A 16,694-nucleotide genomic window follows, 5' to 3' on the forward strand; every position below is an offset into this window, starting at 1 on the left:
CGGGATGCTCGGTGGCATGGCCCAGACAACCGCACGCCCCGACCGCACGCCCGGCAGCCCCCCGGTCCGCACCCCCCGCTTCCACCGCGCCTGGTCCGTCGCGGCGGTCACCTTCGTCACGATCATCGGCGCGGCCGCCTTCGCCTCCCTGCCGGGCCTGCTGATCGAGCCGCTGCACGCGGAGTTCGACTGGTCGCGCGGCACCATCGGCTTCGCCGTCTCGGTCAACCTCGCCCTCTACGGCCTGACGGCCCCCTTCGCCGCCGCCCTCATGGACCGCTTCGGCATCCGCCGGGTCGTCGCCGTCGCCCTCACCGTAATCGCCGTCGGAGCGGCCCTCACCACGTGGATGACGGCCCCCTGGCAGCTCGTCCTCTCCTGGGGCGTCCTCGTCGGCCTCGGCAGCGGCTCCATGGCCCTCGCCTTCGCCGCGACCGTCACCAACCGCTGGTTCGTGGCCCGCCGGGGCCTCGTCACCGGCATCCTCACCGCCGCCGGCGCCTCCGGGCAGCTGATCTTCCTGCCGCTGCTCTCCTGGCTCGTCGAGCACCACGGCTGGCGGCCGGCCGCCGTGACCGTCTCCCTCGCCGCCCTCGCGGTCGTCCCCTTCGTGTGGCTGCTGCTCCGCGACCACCCGGCGGACGTCCGGCTCGCCCCGTACGGCGGGGAGTACGCCGAGAAGCCCGCCCCCGTCACCGGCGCGGCCCGCCGCGCGGTCACCGTCCTGTTCAAGGCGGCCCGCACGGGCCCGTTCTGGCTGCTCGCGGGCTCCTTCGCGATCTGCGGCGCGTCCACGAACGGCCTGGTGAGGACCCACCTCGTGCCGGCCGCCCACGACCACGGGATGCCGGTGACGACGGCGGCGGGACTGCTCGCGGTCATCGGCGTCTTCGACGTCGTCGGCACGGTCGCATCCGGCTGGTTCACCGACCGCTTCGAGCCCCGCCGGCTGCTCGCCGTCTACTACGCGCTGCGCGGCGTCTCGCTGCTCTTCCTGCCGATGCTGCTCGCCCCCTCCGTGCAGCCGCCGATGCTGTTCTTCATCGTCTTCTACGGCCTGGACTGGGTGGCGACCGTGCCGCCCACCCTCGCCCTGTGCCGCGAGCAGTACGGCGAGGACTCGGCGATCGTCTTCGGCTGGGTGCTCGCCTCCCACCAGGTCGGGGCGGCGGTCGTGGCCTTCGCGGGCGGCGTGGCCCGTGACGTCTTCGGCACGTACGACGTCGTCTGGTACGCCTCGGGCGCGCTGTGCGCGGCGGCAGCCCTGATGGCCCTGGTGATCAACCGCCGGGCCCCCGGACCGTCCCTTACGCGCTGAAGCGCCCGAACCGTCCCCGGTGGAACAGCAAGGGCTCGCCCTCCTCCTCGGCCCCCAGCGACTCCACCCGCCCCACCACGATCAGATGGTCGCCCCCGGTGTGCACGGCGGTGATCGCGCAGTCGATCCAGGCGGGCGCGCCGGCCAGCCGGGGGGAGCCGGTGACGGGGGCCGGGGCCCAGTCCACCCCGGCGAACTTGTCCGCGCCGCTCACCGCGAAGGACCGGCACAGCGGGCCCTGGTCGGCGCCGAGGACGTTGACGCAGAAGGCGCCCGCGCCCGCGATCCGGGGCCAGGTCGTCGACGTGCGGGCGACCATGAAGGCGACCAGGGGCGGGTCGAGGGAGAGGGAGGCGAAGGACTGGCAGGCGAACCCGGCAGGTCCCGTCGCGTCGAGCGCGGTCACGATCGTGACCCCGCTCGCGAAGTGACCGAGCACGCGGCGGAATTCGGCCGGGTCGACGGGCGGTCGCTCGTCCTCCCGTACCGCGCGCAGCACCGGCCTGGGCAGTGGTTCCACGGCCGTCGGCGAACCGGCCGCTCTCAGGTGTCGGACGACGGTGGCCGCCATCCCCGCGTGTCCCATCACACCGACCATTGAACCTGACGGTTCGTCAGATAGGAAGGGGCGGGCGGCACCCGCTACCGCCCCTCGTACCGAGCCTCCCGGCGCTCCACGAAGGCGGCCACACCCTCCCTCGCGTCCCCCGTCGTCATGTTGATCTCCTGCGCCGCCGCCTCCGCCGCGAAGGCGGTCGCGCGGTCCACGTCCAGGGACGCGTTCACCAGCTGTTTCGTGAGCGCGAGGGCCCGGGTCGGGCCCTGGGCGAGGCGCTCCGCCCACTCCCGGGCCGTCTTCTCCAGGTCCTCCGCCGGGACGACCCGGTTCACCAGACCCATCGCGTACGCCTCCGCCGCCGGCACCGCGTCCCCGAAGAACATCAACTCCTTCGCCCGCTGCGGCCCGACCAGCCGCGGCAGCAGATACGCCCCGCCGCCGTCCGGGACGAGGCCGCGGCGGACGAACACCTCGATGAAACGGGCCGACTCGGCGGCCAGCACCAGGTCGCAGGCGAGGGCGAGGTGCGCACCGATCCCCGCCGCCGTCCCGTTCACCGCCGCGATCACCGGCTTCTCGCAGTCCAGAACGGCTCCGATGAACCGCTGCGCCCCCCGCCGGATCGTGCGCGCCACGTCCCCGGCGACCCGGTCGCCGGTCGACGGCGCCCCGCGCAGATCCGCGCCCGCGCAGAAGCCCCGGCCGGTCGCCGTCACCACCACCGCCCGGACGTCCGGGTCGGCGGAGGCCTCGTCGAGCAGGGCCATGATCCGTTCCCGCTGGTCCCAGGTGACCGCGTTCATCGCCTCGGGGCGGTTGAGCGTGATCCACGAGACGCCGTTCGCGAGGGTGTGGAGGACGTCCGGAAGGTCGGTCACCAAGGGCTCCTATCGGCAGACCGCCAGGGCGTCCAGGGCCACCGCGCCCTGCCCGCGCGGCAGCACCATCAGCGGGTTGATGTCGAGTTCGGCGAGGTCGCCGTCGAGTTCGAGGGCCATCCGCTGCACCCGCAGCACGACCTCGACGAGCGCGTCCACGTCGGCCGGCGGGGCGCCCCGTACGCCGTCGAGGAGGGCCCGGCCGCGGAGTTCGGCGAGCATCGAGCGGGCCTCGCGCTCCCCGAACGGCGGGACCCGTACGGCCGTGTCGCCGAGGACCTCCACGAGGACCCCGCCGAGCCCGACCGTCACCGTCGGGCCGAACAGGTCGTCGCGGGCCACGCCCACCACCATCTCGACCCCGCGCCCGACCATCTGGCAGACCAGGACGCCGTCGAGGTCGATCGACTCGAAGCGGGCGATGTCGGTGAGTTCGCGGTACGCGTCGCGGACCTGGCTCGCCGAGGTCAAACCGACCTTCACCAGGCCCAGTTCGGTCTTGTGGGCGAGCTGCGCGCCGGAGGCCTTCATGACCACCGGATAGCCGACGAGCCCGGCGGCCCGCACGGCCGCCGCCGCGCTGGTGACGAGCTGCTCGCGGGGCACCCGTATGCCGTACGCCCGCAGCAGCTGCTTCGCCGCGTGCTCGCTGAGCCGGCGGCCGGGCCGCATGAGCGCCTGGGCCTTGCGGAAGGACGGGGAGGGGGTGCGGGGGGCCTCGTCGAAGGGGGAGCGGTAACAGGTGGTGAAGCGGTGGTGGTCGAGGTAGGCCTTCACGGCGCCGATGCAGTTGGCGAACGTACGGAAGGTGGCGACGCGCGAGGAGCCGAGCAGGGTCGTGCGGTAGGCGTCCTCGGTCCCGACGGGGGAGCCCCACACCACGCACACGAGTTTGTCGGTGGCCTCGGCCGCGTCGACGAGGTCCTGGGCGAGCTTGTCGCTCATGGGCGGGAAGGGGCCGGTGATCGGACAGATCAGCACGCCCACCGAGGGGTCCGCGAGGATCGCGTCGATGATCTTCCGGCCGCGCCAGTCGCCCACCGGGTGCCCGCCGTTGTCGACGGGGTTGGCGACGGAGAGGTACTCGGGGATCCACGTGTGCAGTTCGTCCTGCTTGGCCTGCGGGAGGGTGGGCAGCCGGAGCCCCGCCTCGGTGGCCAGGTCGGCGAAGTGCGCGCCGGTGCCGCCGGAGATCGAGTACACGACGACGCCGTCGGCCTGCGGGCGGCGGGCGCGGGCGAGCAGGGTCGCGGTGTCCTGGAGCTGGTCGAGCCCGTCGACCCGGATCACCCCGAACTGCCGCATGGCCGCGTCCACGACCTGGTCGGCGCCGGTGAGCTTGCCGGTGTGGGAGGCGGCCGTACGGGCCCCGGTCTCGGTGCGGCCGACCTTGACGGCGACGACGGGGACGCCGTGGCGGGCAGCCCGGTCGGCGGCGAGGAGGAAGGAGCGGCCGTCCTTGAGGCCCTCGACGTAGCAGGCGATGGCGCCGACCTCGGGCCGTCCGGCGAAGTACGAGATGAAGTCGGCGGTCTCCAGGTCGGCCTCGTTGCCGGTGGGCGCCCAGTGGGAGAGGCGGACGCCGAGTTCCTGGAGGGTGAAGACGGGCCGTCCCTGGTGGCCGGACTGGGTGATGAGGGCGACGGCGGGTCCTTCGAGGTCCTCGCGGAAGCGTTCGAAGGCGTTGAGGTTGGTGTTGGGGCCGAGGAGGCGGAGCCCGGAGCGGCGTACGGCGGCGGCGAGACGTTCCTGCGCGGCGGCCCCGGCCTCGCCGGTCTCGGCGAAGCCGGAGGCGAAGGCGACCGCGAACTTCACCTTGGTCTCCGCGAGTTCCTCGATGACGGGGAGCGGATCGGCGACGAGGAGGACGGCGAGGTCGACGGGTTCGGTGAGCGCGCCGACGGAGGGCACGCAGTCGATCCCGAACACGCTGGTACGGGTCGGGTGCACGGGCACGAGCCGGGCGCCGACGCGCTCGGACCAGGCGAGCAGCTGCCGGGTGATGCCGGTGTTGGGCCGTCCCTCGGCGTCGGAGGCGCCGACGACGGCGACGGACTCGGGCCGGAAGAAGCGGTCGAGGTCGGGCACGGCGGCGTGCAGCGGCCGGCCGCTGACGTCCTGGTCGCCGGGGGCGGCGGTGACGCCGTGCACGGTGGTGCGGGGCGACTCCCCGCAGGCGTCCACGCGGGCGCGGAGACCGGTGGTGAAGGTGCCGTGAGTCGATCCAAGCATGTGTTCCGCCCGCCCTTCACCCATCCGTATACACCTGACGCCTAGTCAGATTACAGAACTGACGCTCAGTCAGGAATGGGTGTGCGGCGGGAAGCCCGATCCGGCCCGGGGAAGTCCGTACAACCATTCGGATCGGCGGTCCGTCTCACCTCCGGACGCCCCGAACGACCGCGTCCGACGACTCCGCCCCAGGGGGACCACGTGACCCGCAGGACCAGCACCATCCGCACGACCAGCACCGCCGGCACCACCGTCCGGCCGCGGGGCCGCCGCCGCGCCCTCGGCGCGGCCCTGGCCGTCCTCGCCTCCTCCGCCGCCCTCACGGCGACCGGGGCGACCCCCGCCCAGGCCGCGGCGGGCGCGCCGAAGCCCCGGGTGGTCTTCACCGAGTACAAGACCGTCGACGGCGTCCGCCACAGCAGCATCATCACGGTCAACACCGACGGCACCGACCGGCGCACCCTCGTTCCCAGCGGCCCGGGCCTGACCCCGGCCGACATCAGCGGCGTCAGCTACTCACCCGACGGCCTGCGCATGGCCTTCATCAACAACGACGGCTACGGCGACATCTGGGTCGCCGACGCCGACGGCCGCAACGCGCGCCCCGTCCGCATGGACGTCGACGAGCCCGACGGCTGGCTCACCGGCCTCGACTGGACCCCCGACGGCAAGCAGCTCTACCTGAGCTTCCGCGGCAAGCCGGGCCACGACCGCCTGCGCATCATGCGGGTGAACCTCGACGGCACCGGCCTCGGATACGTCTTCGCCTCGCCCGAGCGGACCTGGGACACCCAGGTCGACGTCGCCTGGGACGGGCGCATCACCTTCCTGCGCGGCAGCACCATCCGGACCTGGGACCCGCGCGTCGGCGGCGAGCCGCAGCAGGTCGCCTACGGCCTGCACCCGACGTTCTCGCCGGACGGCGAACGGCTCGCCTTCGCGGCCTACGTCGACGGCGCGTACGACGTCCGGGCCCGAGTCCTGGACGGCGGCGCCGAGTACTCCCTGTCCAAGGGCAAGAACGTCCTGTTCCCCGAGTGGTCCCCGGACGGCTCCCAGGTCGCGTACCTCTCCGGCGGTACGGAGCAGCAGGCCACCGTCAGCAGCGCCACCGCTCCCGGCAGCACGCCCAAGAACCTCTCGGCCCCCGACACCACCGCCGCCGACCTCTCCTGGGTCACCCCGCGCGGCTGGAGCCCCCACGGCACCTTCCGCCACGACTACTCCGGCGACGGCCGCCCCGACGCCCTCGCCCTGGACTCCGCCGGCGTCCTCTGGCGCTACGACGGCAGCGGCGGCGGCGCCTTCAAGCCTCGGGTGAGGATCGGCTGGGGCTGGAAGGGCCAGCGCTTCACCGCGGCCGGCGACCTGGGCGCCGACGGCCGCCCCGACGCGCTCGTCCAGGACGCGGCCGGCGTCCTGTGGCGGCTCGACGGCACCGCCACCGGCGGCTTCGCGCCGAAGGTGAAGCTGGGCACCGGCTGGAAGGACTACAAGGTCACGGGGGTCGGCGACCTGACCGGGGACGGCTACGCCGACATCCTCGCCGTCGACGCCGTGGGTGCCGTCTGGCAGTACCCGGGCGACGGCCACGGCGGCCTCCAGAGCCGTCGGCGGGTCGGCACCGGGTACACCGGCCAGCGCTTCACGGGCGTCGGCGCGTTCACCCGCGGCGGCCACCAGAACTACCTCGGCCTGTTCCCGTCCGGCGACCTCTACCGCTACGAGCGGGGTGCCGCTTACAAGGTCGGCTGGGGCTGGAAGGGCCTCACCCTCACCGGCGCGGGCGACCTCTCCGGTGACGGCGTCACCGATGTCCTCGCCCTCGACACCGCGGGGGTGCTCTGGCGGTACGACGGCGACGGCAAGGGCGGCATGAAGCCCCGGGTGAAGGCGGGCTGGGGCTACAAGGGCATCTCCCTCTTCTGACCCCGCCCGGTGGTGCGGGCGATCCGGCGCGCGATCTTCTCCGCGTCGATCGCCAGCTCCCGGAACATCCCGCTGATCGGGTTCGTGAAGCCGGTGAAGTACAGGCCGGGTGCCTCGCGCGGCGAACGGGGGCCGTGGGCGACCGGGCGACCGCGGTCGTCGAGCACGTTCAGATGGCCGACGAGCGGTTCCAGGGCGCGGCGGTAGCCGGTCGCCGCGATCACCGCGTCGGGGGCGATCCGGGTGCCGTCCGCGAGGACGACCTCGCCGCCCTCGAAGGCCTCGACGGCGGCGACGATCCCCACCTTCCCCGCCCGTACGGCGTCGATCAGACCCACGTCCTGCACCGGCACCGCGCCCTCGCGCATCCGGGTGGCGAGCCCGGTGTCCGGCCGGGGCAGCCCGTACGCCGAGAGGTCGGGCGTCCCGGCCCGGGCCATCAGGGCGCCCATCCGGTCGACGAGCCCCGTCGGCAGGCGGCGCACCAGGATGCCGGTGCGCTGGGCGGGCCATCCGGCGGTGGTGCGGCGCACGATGTGCGGCACCGTCCGCACCGCGAGCCGCACCCGGCCCGCGCCGCCCTCGGCGAGGTCGGCGGCGATCTCGGCCCCGGTGTTGCCGATGCCGACGACGAGGACGTCCTTCCCGGCGTACGGCCCGGGATGGCGGTACTCGCGGGCGTGGCTCAGCTCGCCCTCGTAACGGTCGAGCCCGGGCCATTCGGGCACCCGCGGGGTGTGGTTGAACCCGGTGGCCACGACCACCGCCCGCCCGGTGAGCCGCCGTCCGCCGGTCGCGTGCAGGACCCAGTCCGCGCCCGCCCGTTCGACCCGGAAGACCTCGACGCCGGTGACGATCTCCAGCTCGTGCTTCTCGGCGTACTTCTCCAGGTAGCGCACCACGTCCGCGCGGGCGACCCAGCGGCCGAAGGAGCGGGGCATCTTCAGGCCGGGGAGGGCGGAGAGCCGCCGGGTGGTGTGCAGCCGCAGCCGGTCGTAGTGGGCGCGCCAGGAGGCGCCGACGGCGTCGGACCTCTCCAGGACGACGGCCCGGACGCCCCGCGCGCGGAGGGCCGCGGCGACGGCGAGCCCGCCGGGGCCGGCGCCGATGACGTACACGGGGTGGCCGGCCGGTGAAGAGGGTGCAAGGGGGGTGGTGGACATGAATGCTGAGCGTAATGACGTGTACACGCTGTGGGTCTCGGTCAAGCCGGATTTCGGTTGCGAATCGGTCACGCCGCTCGGCCATCGGTCCGGGCCGCGCCGTCCGCCGGCCCCTCGGCGCCCGCCCGTCGGCCCCGGGTCGCACCCCCTGTCCGCCACCCGCCCGCCGCCCGCCCCTTGCGCGCGGGCCCCGGCTGCGCTGAACTGACGTACCGTCAGATTCCGTGGTGTCCCACGAGGGGGAGCGCGCATGCAGACCGTCTGGCTCACCGGCGCCGAATGGCTCGCCGTCCTCCGCATCGGCCTCGGCCTGTGGTGGCTGGAGAGCTGGCGCCACAAGGACAGGAAGGGCTGGTTCGAGCGCGGCACCGGCATCGCCTGGGCCGCCGACGTGGCGGGCAAGCACAAGTGGCCGCCGGTCAAGAAGGGCTTCGAGGCGATCGTGGCACCCCGCCCCAAGCTCATGGCGTACGTCGTCGTCTACGCCGAACTCGCCCTGGGACTCGGCCTGGTGACCGGCTTCCTGACCCCGGTCGCCCTGATCGGCGGCCTCCTCCTCAACCTCCTCTACCTCGTCCTCATGATCCACGACTGGGCCGAGCAGGGGCAGAACGCGATGATGGCGCTCATCTCCCTCGTCGCGCTGTTCGCCATGTCCTGGCAGACCTGGTCCCTCGACCACGCGATCGGACTCTTCCGATGACGGCGGCCACCCCCGACATCGACGCCTTCACCCGCCCGTACTGGGACGCGGCGGCCGAGGGCCACCTCCTGGTCCGCCGCTGCGCGGCCTGCGCCCGCGTCCACCACTACCCGCGCGAGTTCTGCCCGCACTGCTGGAGCGAGGACGTGGCCTGGGAGCGCGCGAGCGGCCGGGCCACCCTCTACACCTGGTCCGTCGTCCACCGGAACGACCTCCCGCCCTTCGGCGAGCGCGTGCCGTACGTGGCGGCCGTCGTCGACCTCGCCGAGGGGCCCCGCATGATGACCGAGGTCGTCGGCGTGCCGGAGGGCGAGCTCCGGATCGGGATGGATCTGGAGGTCGCCTTCCGGCCGGAGGGGGACGTCACGGTCCCGGTGTTCGGGCCGGCGTCACATGGGTGAGATGTTCCGCCAGAGCTGAGCGCGGTCGCCGGCGTTGCAGGTGTACGTCATCACCCACGGGGGACCGGTCAGCAGGCACTGGCCGTCCTGCATGTTCTTGATGGTCCGCCCGGACGACGTCGTGGTGCCCACCTTCCAGGACTGGACGGTGGAGCCGTTGCAGGGGGCGATCGTGACGCTGGAGCCCGACGGCTGCAGGCACTTCCCGGACACCTTGCTGATCAGCCGGAAGGTGCCGTTCGAGCCGGCCGAGTAGGTCCAGGAGTACGAGATGCTGCTGGGCGAGGAGCCGCACTCGTAGGTGTTGACGAGGATGGCGTAGCCCGCGTTGTTCTCGCCCAGGCACTGGCCGTTGGAGGCGTTCTCCAGGGAGTACCGCCCCGAGGGCGCCGACCCGCCGCCGGTGGCCGGCGGGGGCGCGGGCTTCTGGGTGGTCGGCGTCGGCTTCGGGGCGGGCGGCCGGGTCGTGGTGCCGCCACCGGACGGGGTCGTGGGCCGGGAGCCGCCGCCGGAGGGCTGGGAGCCCCCCGCGCCGCCGGAGCCGTTCCCGCCGCCGCCGGCCACATTGCCGCCGCCACCGGGCTGGGTGCCCGTACCCCCCGCGTCGCCCGCGCCGCCGGCCCCCGCGCCGCCGGCCCCGGCACCGCCGTCGGCGGGCGGGGGCGGGGCGCCGGGGGAGCCGGGCGGCGGGGACGACGGGGGAGTGGAGCCCGGCGGGGCCGAGGCGGACGGCGACCCGGGCGCGCTCGACGGAAGCTGGACGTCGGCCGGCTGGGAGACCACCGCGGACGGCGACGAGGACGGCTCGGGGCCCGCGCCGAGCCGGCCGATCTGGTACGGGCCGAGGGCCACGGTCAGGGTCGTGCCGGTCGCCACCACCACGGGCACGGCGAGCATGACGAAGCGGTTGCGCCGCTGCTTCTCCCGCGCCCCGGACGCGGCCGAACCGGTGACGGCGAGCGGATCGGGCGAGGCGGTCGCGGGCTCCTTCGCGCCCGGCTGCGGGGTGAGGGAGGCCGTGGGGACGTCCTCGGCGGGCTCGGCCTCCGCGAGCGCCGCCAGGAGCTCGGCGGTCGGCGCCTCGGCGGCGAAGGCGGCCCGCTCGGCGATCCGCTCACCGACCGCGGAGGGCCAGAGGGCGCCCTCGGCGTGCTCGGTGGTCCGCTCCACGAGCTCGGCGGCCGTCGGGCGGTCCGCCGGGTCCTTGGCGAGGCAGGAGCGGACGAGCTCGGCGAGCGCGGGCTCGGTCTCGGTGAGCTGCCCGAACTCGGGCTCGCCGTGGACGACGCGGTAGAGCAGGTCGGGACCGGAGCCGTCGCCGAACGGGGGCCGTCCGTTGGCGGCGTACAGGAGGAGGCTGCCGAGGGCGAACACATCGGCGGCGCCGGTCAGTTGCCGGTCGGCCACGGCCTGCTCGGGGGCCATGTAGGCGGGCGTGCCGATGACCATGCCGGTCTTGGTGAGACGGCTCTGGTCGGCGGCGCGGGCGACGCCGAAGTCGATGAGGGAGAGCCCGGAGGAGGTGAGCATGACGTTGGACGGCTTGAGGTCGCGGTGCACCATGTCGGCGCCGTGGACGACCCCGAGCCCGGCGGCCGCGTGACGGAGCAGCCGCCAGAGGGCGGGGCCGGGCAGCGGGCCGCCGTGCAGCCGGATGGCCTCGTTGAGCGTGATGCCCGGGATGAACTCGGTCGCGAACCACGGCGGCTTGGCGGTCCGGTCGCTCGCGAGCAGCTTGGTGTTGGCCCCGGCGGGCAGCCGGGCGAGGTTGTCGAGCTCGTGCCCGAAGTGGCTCAGGAAGTCCGCGTCCTCGGCGAGCACGGGAAGCACCCGCTTCACGGCCGCGAACTTCCCCGGCACGGCGCCGAGATAGACCCGGCCCATCCCCCCGGACCCGAGGACCCCGAGCAGCCGAAAGGCGCCGATCTGCCGGGGATCGCCCGGTTCGAGCGGCATGGCCCCACTGCCTTCGAGGCTGCCCGGATTAGAATTATTTTCCAGTTCCCCCTGCATGGGGCACACAGTAGCCGAGGCGGTTTCCGATCTGAATCGGAGCCAAGTGGTTGTTGCCGTACTGTGGTTGAGCGGCTGCGGGTTCCCTCGGGCGCCGGATCAGGCCAGCGTGGCCACGAGGTGGGGTGCGGCCTCCGCCAGCGTGCGGAAGTGCCGGTGGGCCCCGGGGTGCGGGGCCTCGGTGTTGACCGTCCAGACCGTCATCCCGGCCGCCAGGCCCGACGCGACCCCCGACGGCGCGTCCTCGATCACCAGGCAGTCCGCCGGGTCGGCGCCGAGCTTCTCGGCGGCGAGGAGGTACGGCACCGGGGACGGCTTCCCCTCGGTCACCGAGGCCGCGTCCACGACCACCCCCGGCACCGGGAGCCCGGTCCGCTCGAACCGCCCCCGCACCCGGTGCTCGTAGTTCGACGTCACGAGCGCCCACCGGCCCGCCGGCAGCACGCCGAGCAGCTCGGCGGCCCCGGCGAAGGCCGCGTACGAGCCCGTACGGACGTCCTCGTCCTCCAGCGCGTGGAGCAGGGCGAGGCACTCGTCGGGGTCCTGCCCGGGGGCCACGGCCGCGAAGGTCTCGACGGGCCGCGTCCGCAGCGCGACGGCGTACACCTCGTCCCCGTCGAGCCCGTACCGCGCGGCCCACGCGTGCCAGACGAGCCGCTGATTGGAGACGGCGTCCACGAGGGTGCCGTCGACGTCGAAGAGAAGGAACTTTCCGCTGGTCACGGACGCGATGGTACGGACGTGATGGTACGGGCGGGGTGGTACGGGCGAGGCGGGATGCCGCGCAGGGCGGCCGCGGGCTGTTGCACGTGGCCGCCCCGCGGGTCACGAGAGGTCGATCGCCCCTTCGCCCAGGATGGGGTTGTGGGCCGCCCCGCGCGGTGCGAACGGCGCGTTCCAGGCGCCGGTGCCCCGGTAGACGACGAGTTGGGCGTACGGGCCGCTGTCCTCGATGTTCGCGATCAGGTCGTTCCGGCCGTCGCGGTCGACGTCGCCGACGCCGACGAGCTGTGTGTACACGCCCCAGCCGCCGCCGATCCTGGTGCGGGGCGCGAACGTGCCGTCGCCCTTGCCGAGGTACAGCCAGAGGACGCCCGCCTTGTCGCGGGCGACGAGGTCCCCGGCGGCGGCGCCGCCGAGGTCGCCGGTCGCGGTGAGCTGGTTGAAGACGCCCCAGCCGCCGCCGAGCTTCACCCGCTTGGCGAACGGCGCGGCGGCGTCGCCGGTGGCCTTGTACAGCCACAGCGTGCCGGCCGTGTCGGTGGCGAGGAGGTCGGGCCGGCCGTCGCCGGTGAGGTCGGAGCCCGCGGTCAGCTTGTCGTAGACCGACCAGCCGCCGCCGACCCTCGTCCGGGACGCGAGGCCCTTGCCGTTGCCCTGGTGGAGCCAGAGGACGCCGGTCCTGTCGCGGGCGACGAGGTCCGGGGCGGTCGTCCCGGCGATGTCGCCGGTGGCCGCGATCCGGTCGTACGTGGACCAGCCCGTCCCGAGGTCCACCGGGTCCGGCCGCACGACCTCGGGGGTGCGGGTGATCTGGTTGATGTCGTACGAGCGCAGGCGGCCGAGACCGTCCCGGGCGAGGAGGTCCGGCGAGCCGTTGTCGTCGAAGTCGTGGGGCTTCGGCGCGCGGGTCACGGTGAAGGTGCCGGTGCGGACGACGTCGGGCCCGATGCCGTTCGCGGGGTGGGCCGTCAACTTCCAGCTGTACGCGCCGTTGTAGGCGGGGAGGCCGTTGTTGAACGCCTCGTTCCAGGTGACGGCGAAGTCGGCCGGGCCGGTGCCGATGACCTGCTCGGTGCTCCCGATCAGGCGGGACGCGGTGTGGATGACGACGAGGCTCACCCGCACCTGGGGCCGGCTGAGCCTGCCCGACGCCTTCAGCACCCCGCCGTCGCGGTCGAGGTCGACGACGCCGGACGGCGGGAGGCTCTCGTCCGTCAGGGTCAGGGCGGTGGGCCGGCCGGAGCCGGACAGCAGGGTGGCGACCGGGGAGCCGTCGGCGGCGGGTGCGACGCGGTACAGGCCCTCGCCGCGGGCGAGCGTCCCGCCGAGGACGAGCAGGTTGCCGTCGGCGTCGGTGGTGCTGGACACGACGTGGTCCATGAGGCCCAGCGTCTCGCCGGTCTTCAGGGAGCGGGCGGTCAGCTGGTGCGCGGGGTCGGTCCAGGTGGCCGTGGAGCCGCCGTCGCGGTCGTACGTCACCCACTCGCCGACGGCCCGGAGCACCAGGCTCCGGGTGCCCTGGAGGGTGTCCACCGGGAACCGCTCGACGGCCGTGCCGCCGCGGCGGGCGACGGCGAGGGTGGCCTTGCCCCCGGCGGGCAGCTCGGTCCAGGCCACGTGGGTCGGGGTGACGGCGGTGGAGCCGGTCACGGTGGTCGGCGGGGCGTCGTACGACTCGGTGACGGCGCCGGTGGCGAGGTCCACGACGCCCACGTGCTTCGTGTGGACGCCGTTCACGACGCGGAGGTAGTGGAGCACGAACGTGCCGGGCACGGTGCTGTAGTTGAGCAGCGGCCTGGCGTCCGCGGGTGGGACGACCGGGCGGTCGACGGCCTGGCCCGCCTCCTTGGAGACCAGGTGGTACGCGTACGCGTCGCCCACCTTCGTCGTCATGACGAGGGTGGAGCCGACGACCCTGAGCAGGGTGTACGGGGTGGCGTCGGTGTTGAAGGCGGAGGTGTCGACCACGACGGGCTCCGCGGCCCCGCTCATGTCGGTGAGCGTGAACACGGCCCCGTTCCGCGAGACGACGGTGTCCGTGCCCGGGGCTCCCCAGTGGCTGCCCGTGGGGAGCGTGGTGGTGACGCCGTCCGAGAACCGCGTCCAGCGGTGGACGGGGTTCGACCCGCCGGTGACGCTCAGCACGCCGGACCGGCCGGCGCTGAGGAGGGTCGAGTCGGCCGGGACGGTCAGGTCGTTCCCCAGCGCCCCGGGCGCGGCGAGCGGAGGGACGGGGGTGACGACCGGCACCGGCGCGGCGGCCAGGGCCGGGGCCGCGAGTCCGGCGGCGGTGACGACGGCGAGCACGGCGGCGACGGCGGCGGTCTGCCGCCGCCGGCGGGCGGGTGGGTGCATCACGGGGACGCTTCTCTCTACGGGAGGGACGAGCTCGGGAGACGTTCGGGCGGGCGGCGGGCGGCGGGCGGCGGGCGGCGGGCGGCGGGCGGTCGGCGTCAGGCGTCAGTCGGTGGGAGCCCGACGCCCGGCAGCCCGGCCACCGGCGGCCGGTGGCCCGACCTCGGGCCACCGGCCGCCGGTGTACGGCGTGTGCGTCAGACGATCGGGTGGCGCGGGGTCGGCGTCGCCGGGTAGACCGAGCTGTTCTCGCGCGGGCCGAACGGGATCGCCGCGTCGCCCGTGCCGCGGTAGACGAACGAGCCGCTCTTGCCGTACGCGAACAGGTCGTTCCGCCCGTCGCGGTCCACGTCGCCCATGCCGACGAGGTGGGTGTACGCCCCCCAGCCCGCGCCGACCCGCACCCGGGTGCCGAACGAGTTGGCGCTCGCGCCCGGGTAGAGCCAGAGGACGCCGGCGGTGTCGCGGGCGAGGAGGTCGCCCCGGGGCGTGCCGGTGACGTCGCCGACGGCGGTGATCTGGTTCATCGAGTTCCAGCCCCCGCCGACCTTCGCACGGCCCCCGAAGGGCGCCGTCCAGTTGCCGGTGCCCCGGTACGCCCACAGGACGCCGGCCGCGTCGGTGGCGAGCAGGTCCGACCAGCCGTCGCCGTCGAGGTCGCTGCCGCCGGTGATCTTGTTGTAGCCGTTCCAGCCGCCGCCGATCCTGGTGCGGGGCGCGAAGGTGCCGTCGCCCTTGCCGAGGTACAGCCAGAGGACGCCGGTGGTGTCCCGCGCGACCATGTCGGGAGCGGGGGCGCCGGCGACGTTGCCGACGGCCTCGATCTGGTCGTAGCCGTTCCATCCGGCGCCGACCAGCTTGCTCTCCAGCGACCAGTAGTCGGAGGAGCTCTCCGTCTTCCTGACCTCGTCGCGCCACAGCTTGCCGGAGGCGTCGCGGGACAGCAGGTCCACGGCGCCGTTGTCGTCGTAGTCGTGCAGGCCGGCCTTGCGGGTCACCTTGAAGGTGCCGGTCTTCTTCAGGTCCGGGCCGATGCCGTTGAGCGGCTTGGCGGTGAGCTCCCAGACGTAGTCGCCGTTGGGCGCGGGGCCGTCGGCGAACTCGCCCCGCCAGTCGCGCACGACCTCGCCGTTCTGGAGGGCGAACTCGTGGCTCCGGCCGGTGCGGACGTGCCGCAGGACGACCTTGCCGCCCGCGTTCGCGCGGGACAGCTGCCACTGGAGCCTGACCTTGCCGCCGTTCGCGTCGAAGTCGATCGTGGCCGGGACGTCGGTGTGCGTGAGGGTCAGGACGGTGGGGGCGTCGGTGCTCGCCACCAGGGTGGCGGTCGGCGTGCCGTCGGCGCCGGGGGAGATCCGGTAGACGCCCTCGCCGTGGGCGACGGTGCCGCCGCGCGCGTAGAGGTCGCCGTTGGGGGCGGTGGCCGTGGTGGAGACGTGGTCGAGCAGCTTGACCGTGGTCGAGGGGTCGCCCAGACGGCGGGCGGTCAGCGGGAAGAGGGCCGAGGGGACGGGCGCGGTACCGCCGTTGAGTTCGGTGGTGGTCACCCAGTTCCCCACCAGGTTGACGTCCACGTCCTGGTTGGTCGCGGCCTGGCCGAGGTACGTGACGACCGGTTCGGCGGTGACGCCACGGGGGACGGTCAGCAGCTGGACGCGGCCGGTGGCCGTGCGCTCGATCCAGGCCCAGTGGGTGCGGGAGACGAAGGCGTCGGCGGCGGGCCGCTCGGAGTGCGTCTGGATCGGACTGTCCACGAACTGCCCGGTGGCGGTGTCCACCGTGACGATGTAGGTGTACCCGCCGTCGGTGTACTGGATCAGGGCGATGCCGGGGGTGGAGGCCCAGACGCGGCCCAGCCGGGCGGTGCCGGGGATGCCGGGGACGTCGATGATGGTCTTGCTGCCCGTGGCGCGGCTCATCAGGTTGACGTCGAGGACGCCGGTGTCCGGGTCGGTGAACGACATCACCAGCGTCTCGCCGGCGATGCCGCGGAGCGCGTAACGCTGGTCGTCGTGGGACAGCCCGTACCCGATGCCACCGGTGCCGCCGGTCATGGGGTTGATCCAGTAGGTCGACTCCGTGTCCTTGCGGGAGAAGACGATGTCGGACTGGGCGCCCAGGAACGTGGTGCGGGGCTGGGTCAGGGACTTCGTGGCGCCGCTGGAGTAGTTCGTCCAGCGGTACTCGGCGCCGGACGGGTACACGGCGCGGGTGAGGAAGCCGGTCTCGCCGGCGCTGACGAGCTCCGTGGGGTGCGGCAGCGTGGTGACGTCCGCCGCCTGGGCGGGCGCCTGTACGGCGGTCACGGGGGCGGCGGTCGCGGAGACGGCCGTCAGGCCGGTGCCGGCCGTGACGGCCAGGACGGCGGTGACGGCGGCGAGAAGACGGGTCGACGAACGGTACTGCACAGTGCAATCCCC

12 protein-coding genes are annotated in these 16,694 nt (G+C 74.0%); 4 read left to right on the top strand and 8 right to left on the bottom strand.

Features of this window, described 5'->3' with window-relative positions; all coding sequences use genetic code 11:
• Positions 1 to 16: 16 nt before the first annotated feature.
• The gene (locus DEJ43_RS21230; RefSeq protein ID WP_041664113.1) at positions 17 to 1,318 is read left to right on the top strand and encodes an MFS transporter; all 1,302 of its coding nucleotides are present in this window, start codon (positions 17 to 19) and stop codon (positions 1,316 to 1,318) included.
• On the opposite strand, the gene DEJ43_RS21235 is transcribed toward DEJ43_RS21230, so the two are convergent.
• Genes DEJ43_RS21235 through DEJ43_RS21245 form a run of 3 tightly spaced genes read right to left on the bottom strand, consistent with a single transcriptional unit; the run spans position 1,308 to position 4,987 of the window.
• Positions 1,308 to 1,904, bottom strand: a complete 597-nt coding sequence (locus DEJ43_RS21235) for a flavin reductase family protein (protein WP_224272570.1) — start codon at positions 1,902 to 1,904, stop codon at positions 1,308 to 1,310. The two genes, DEJ43_RS21230 and DEJ43_RS21235, sit on opposite strands and share 11 nt — an antisense overlap.
• A 56-nt stretch (positions 1,905 to 1,960) precedes the next feature.
• A complete protein-coding gene (locus tag DEJ43_RS21240; RefSeq protein WP_015035441.1) occupies positions 1,961 to 2,758 on the bottom strand; it encodes an enoyl-CoA hydratase/isomerase family protein in 798 nt (265 codons plus the stop codon).
• Positions 2,759 to 2,764: 6 nt separating this feature from the next.
• Positions 2,765 to 4,987, bottom strand: a complete 2,223-nt coding sequence (locus DEJ43_RS21245) for an acetate--CoA ligase family protein (protein WP_015035442.1) — start codon at positions 4,985 to 4,987, stop codon at positions 2,765 to 2,767.
• Positions 4,988 to 5,188: 201 nt separating this feature from the next.
• On the opposite strand from DEJ43_RS21245, the gene DEJ43_RS21250 reads away from it, so the two are divergent.
• Positions 5,189 to 6,916: a VCBS repeat-containing protein gene (locus tag DEJ43_RS21250; RefSeq protein WP_015035443.1), complete on the top strand. Its 1,728-nt coding sequence runs from the start codon at positions 5,189 to 5,191 to the stop codon at positions 6,914 to 6,916.
• Here DEJ43_RS21250 and DEJ43_RS21255 read toward each other — a convergent pair.
• Positions 6,892 to 8,079, bottom strand: a complete 1,188-nt coding sequence (locus DEJ43_RS21255) for a flavin-containing monooxygenase (protein WP_051025912.1) — start codon at positions 8,077 to 8,079, stop codon at positions 6,892 to 6,894. The two genes, DEJ43_RS21250 and DEJ43_RS21255, sit on opposite strands and share 25 nt — an antisense overlap.
• 250 nt (positions 8,080 to 8,329) lie before the next feature.
• Here DEJ43_RS21255 and DEJ43_RS21260 point away from each other — a divergent pair, with 250 nt between their 5' ends.
• Positions 8,330 to 8,782: a DoxX family membrane protein gene (locus DEJ43_RS21260; protein ID WP_015035445.1), complete on the top strand. Its 453-nt coding sequence runs from the start codon at positions 8,330 to 8,332 to the stop codon at positions 8,780 to 8,782.
• The gene (locus tag DEJ43_RS21265) at positions 8,779 to 9,183 is read left to right on the top strand and encodes a Zn-ribbon domain-containing OB-fold protein (protein ID WP_015035446.1); all 405 of its coding nucleotides are present in this window, start codon (positions 8,779 to 8,781) and stop codon (positions 9,181 to 9,183) included. The genes DEJ43_RS21260 and DEJ43_RS21265 overlap by 4 nt, the downstream gene beginning before the upstream one ends.
• Here DEJ43_RS21265 and DEJ43_RS21270 read toward each other — a convergent pair.
• The 4 genes from DEJ43_RS21270 to DEJ43_RS37545 all read right to left on the bottom strand — a co-directional run bounded on the left by DEJ43_RS21270 (position 9,172) and on the right by DEJ43_RS37545 (position 16,682).
• Positions 9,172 to 11,196, bottom strand: a complete 2,025-nt coding sequence (locus DEJ43_RS21270; RefSeq protein WP_233447972.1) for a serine/threonine-protein kinase — start codon at positions 11,194 to 11,196, stop codon at positions 9,172 to 9,174. The genes DEJ43_RS21265 and DEJ43_RS21270 overlap by 12 nt on opposite strands.
• 99 nt (positions 11,197 to 11,295) lie before the next feature.
• Positions 11,296 to 11,919 (bottom strand): HAD family hydrolase, encoded by a 624-nt coding sequence (locus DEJ43_RS21275; RefSeq protein WP_015035448.1) that lies wholly within the window; start codon positions 11,917 to 11,919, stop codon positions 11,296 to 11,298.
• A gap of 102 nt (positions 11,920 to 12,021) precedes the next feature.
• Positions 12,022 to 14,274: an FG-GAP repeat domain-containing protein gene (locus tag DEJ43_RS21280; protein WP_015035449.1), complete on the bottom strand. Its 2,253-nt coding sequence runs from the start codon at positions 14,272 to 14,274 to the stop codon at positions 12,022 to 12,024.
• A gap of 197 nt (positions 14,275 to 14,471) precedes the next feature.
• Positions 14,472 to 16,682, bottom strand: coding sequence for a VCBS repeat-containing protein (locus DEJ43_RS37545; RefSeq protein WP_015035450.1), 2,211 nt, complete (start codon positions 16,680 to 16,682; stop codon positions 14,472 to 14,474).
• Between the last annotated feature and the right edge of the window lie 12 nt (positions 16,683 to 16,694).

It is taken from the genome of Streptomyces venezuelae ATCC 10712, from assembly GCF_008639165.1.
Classification (GTDB): domain Bacteria; phylum Actinomycetota; class Actinomycetes; order Streptomycetales; family Streptomycetaceae; genus Streptomyces; species Streptomyces venezuelae.

Coding starts and splice junctions, on each gene's coding strand:
- DEJ43_RS21235 (WP_224272570.1), bottom strand. CDS start 1,904: ATGGGACACGCGGGGATGGCGGCCACCGTCGTCCGACACCTGAGAGCG.
- DEJ43_RS21270 (WP_233447972.1), bottom strand. CDS start 11,196: ATGCAGGGGGAACTGGAAAATAATTCTAATCCGGGCAGCCTCGAAGGC.
- DEJ43_RS21265 (WP_015035446.1), top strand. CDS start 8,779: ATGACGGCGGCCACCCCCGACATCGACGCCTTCACCCGCCCGTACTGG.
- DEJ43_RS21245 (WP_015035442.1), bottom strand. CDS start 4,987: ATGCTTGGATCGACTCACGGCACCTTCACCACCGGTCTCCGCGCCCGC.
- DEJ43_RS21260 (WP_015035445.1), top strand. CDS start 8,330: ATGCAGACCGTCTGGCTCACCGGCGCCGAATGGCTCGCCGTCCTCCGC.
- DEJ43_RS21280 (WP_015035449.1), bottom strand. CDS start 14,274: ATGCACCCACCCGCCCGCCGGCGGCGGCAGACCGCCGCCGTCGCCGCC.
- DEJ43_RS21230 (WP_041664113.1), top strand. CDS start 17: ATGGCCCAGACAACCGCACGCCCCGACCGCACGCCCGGCAGCCCCCCG.
- DEJ43_RS21255 (WP_051025912.1), bottom strand. CDS start 8,079: ATGTCCACCACCCCCCTTGCACCCTCTTCACCGGCCGGCCACCCCGTG.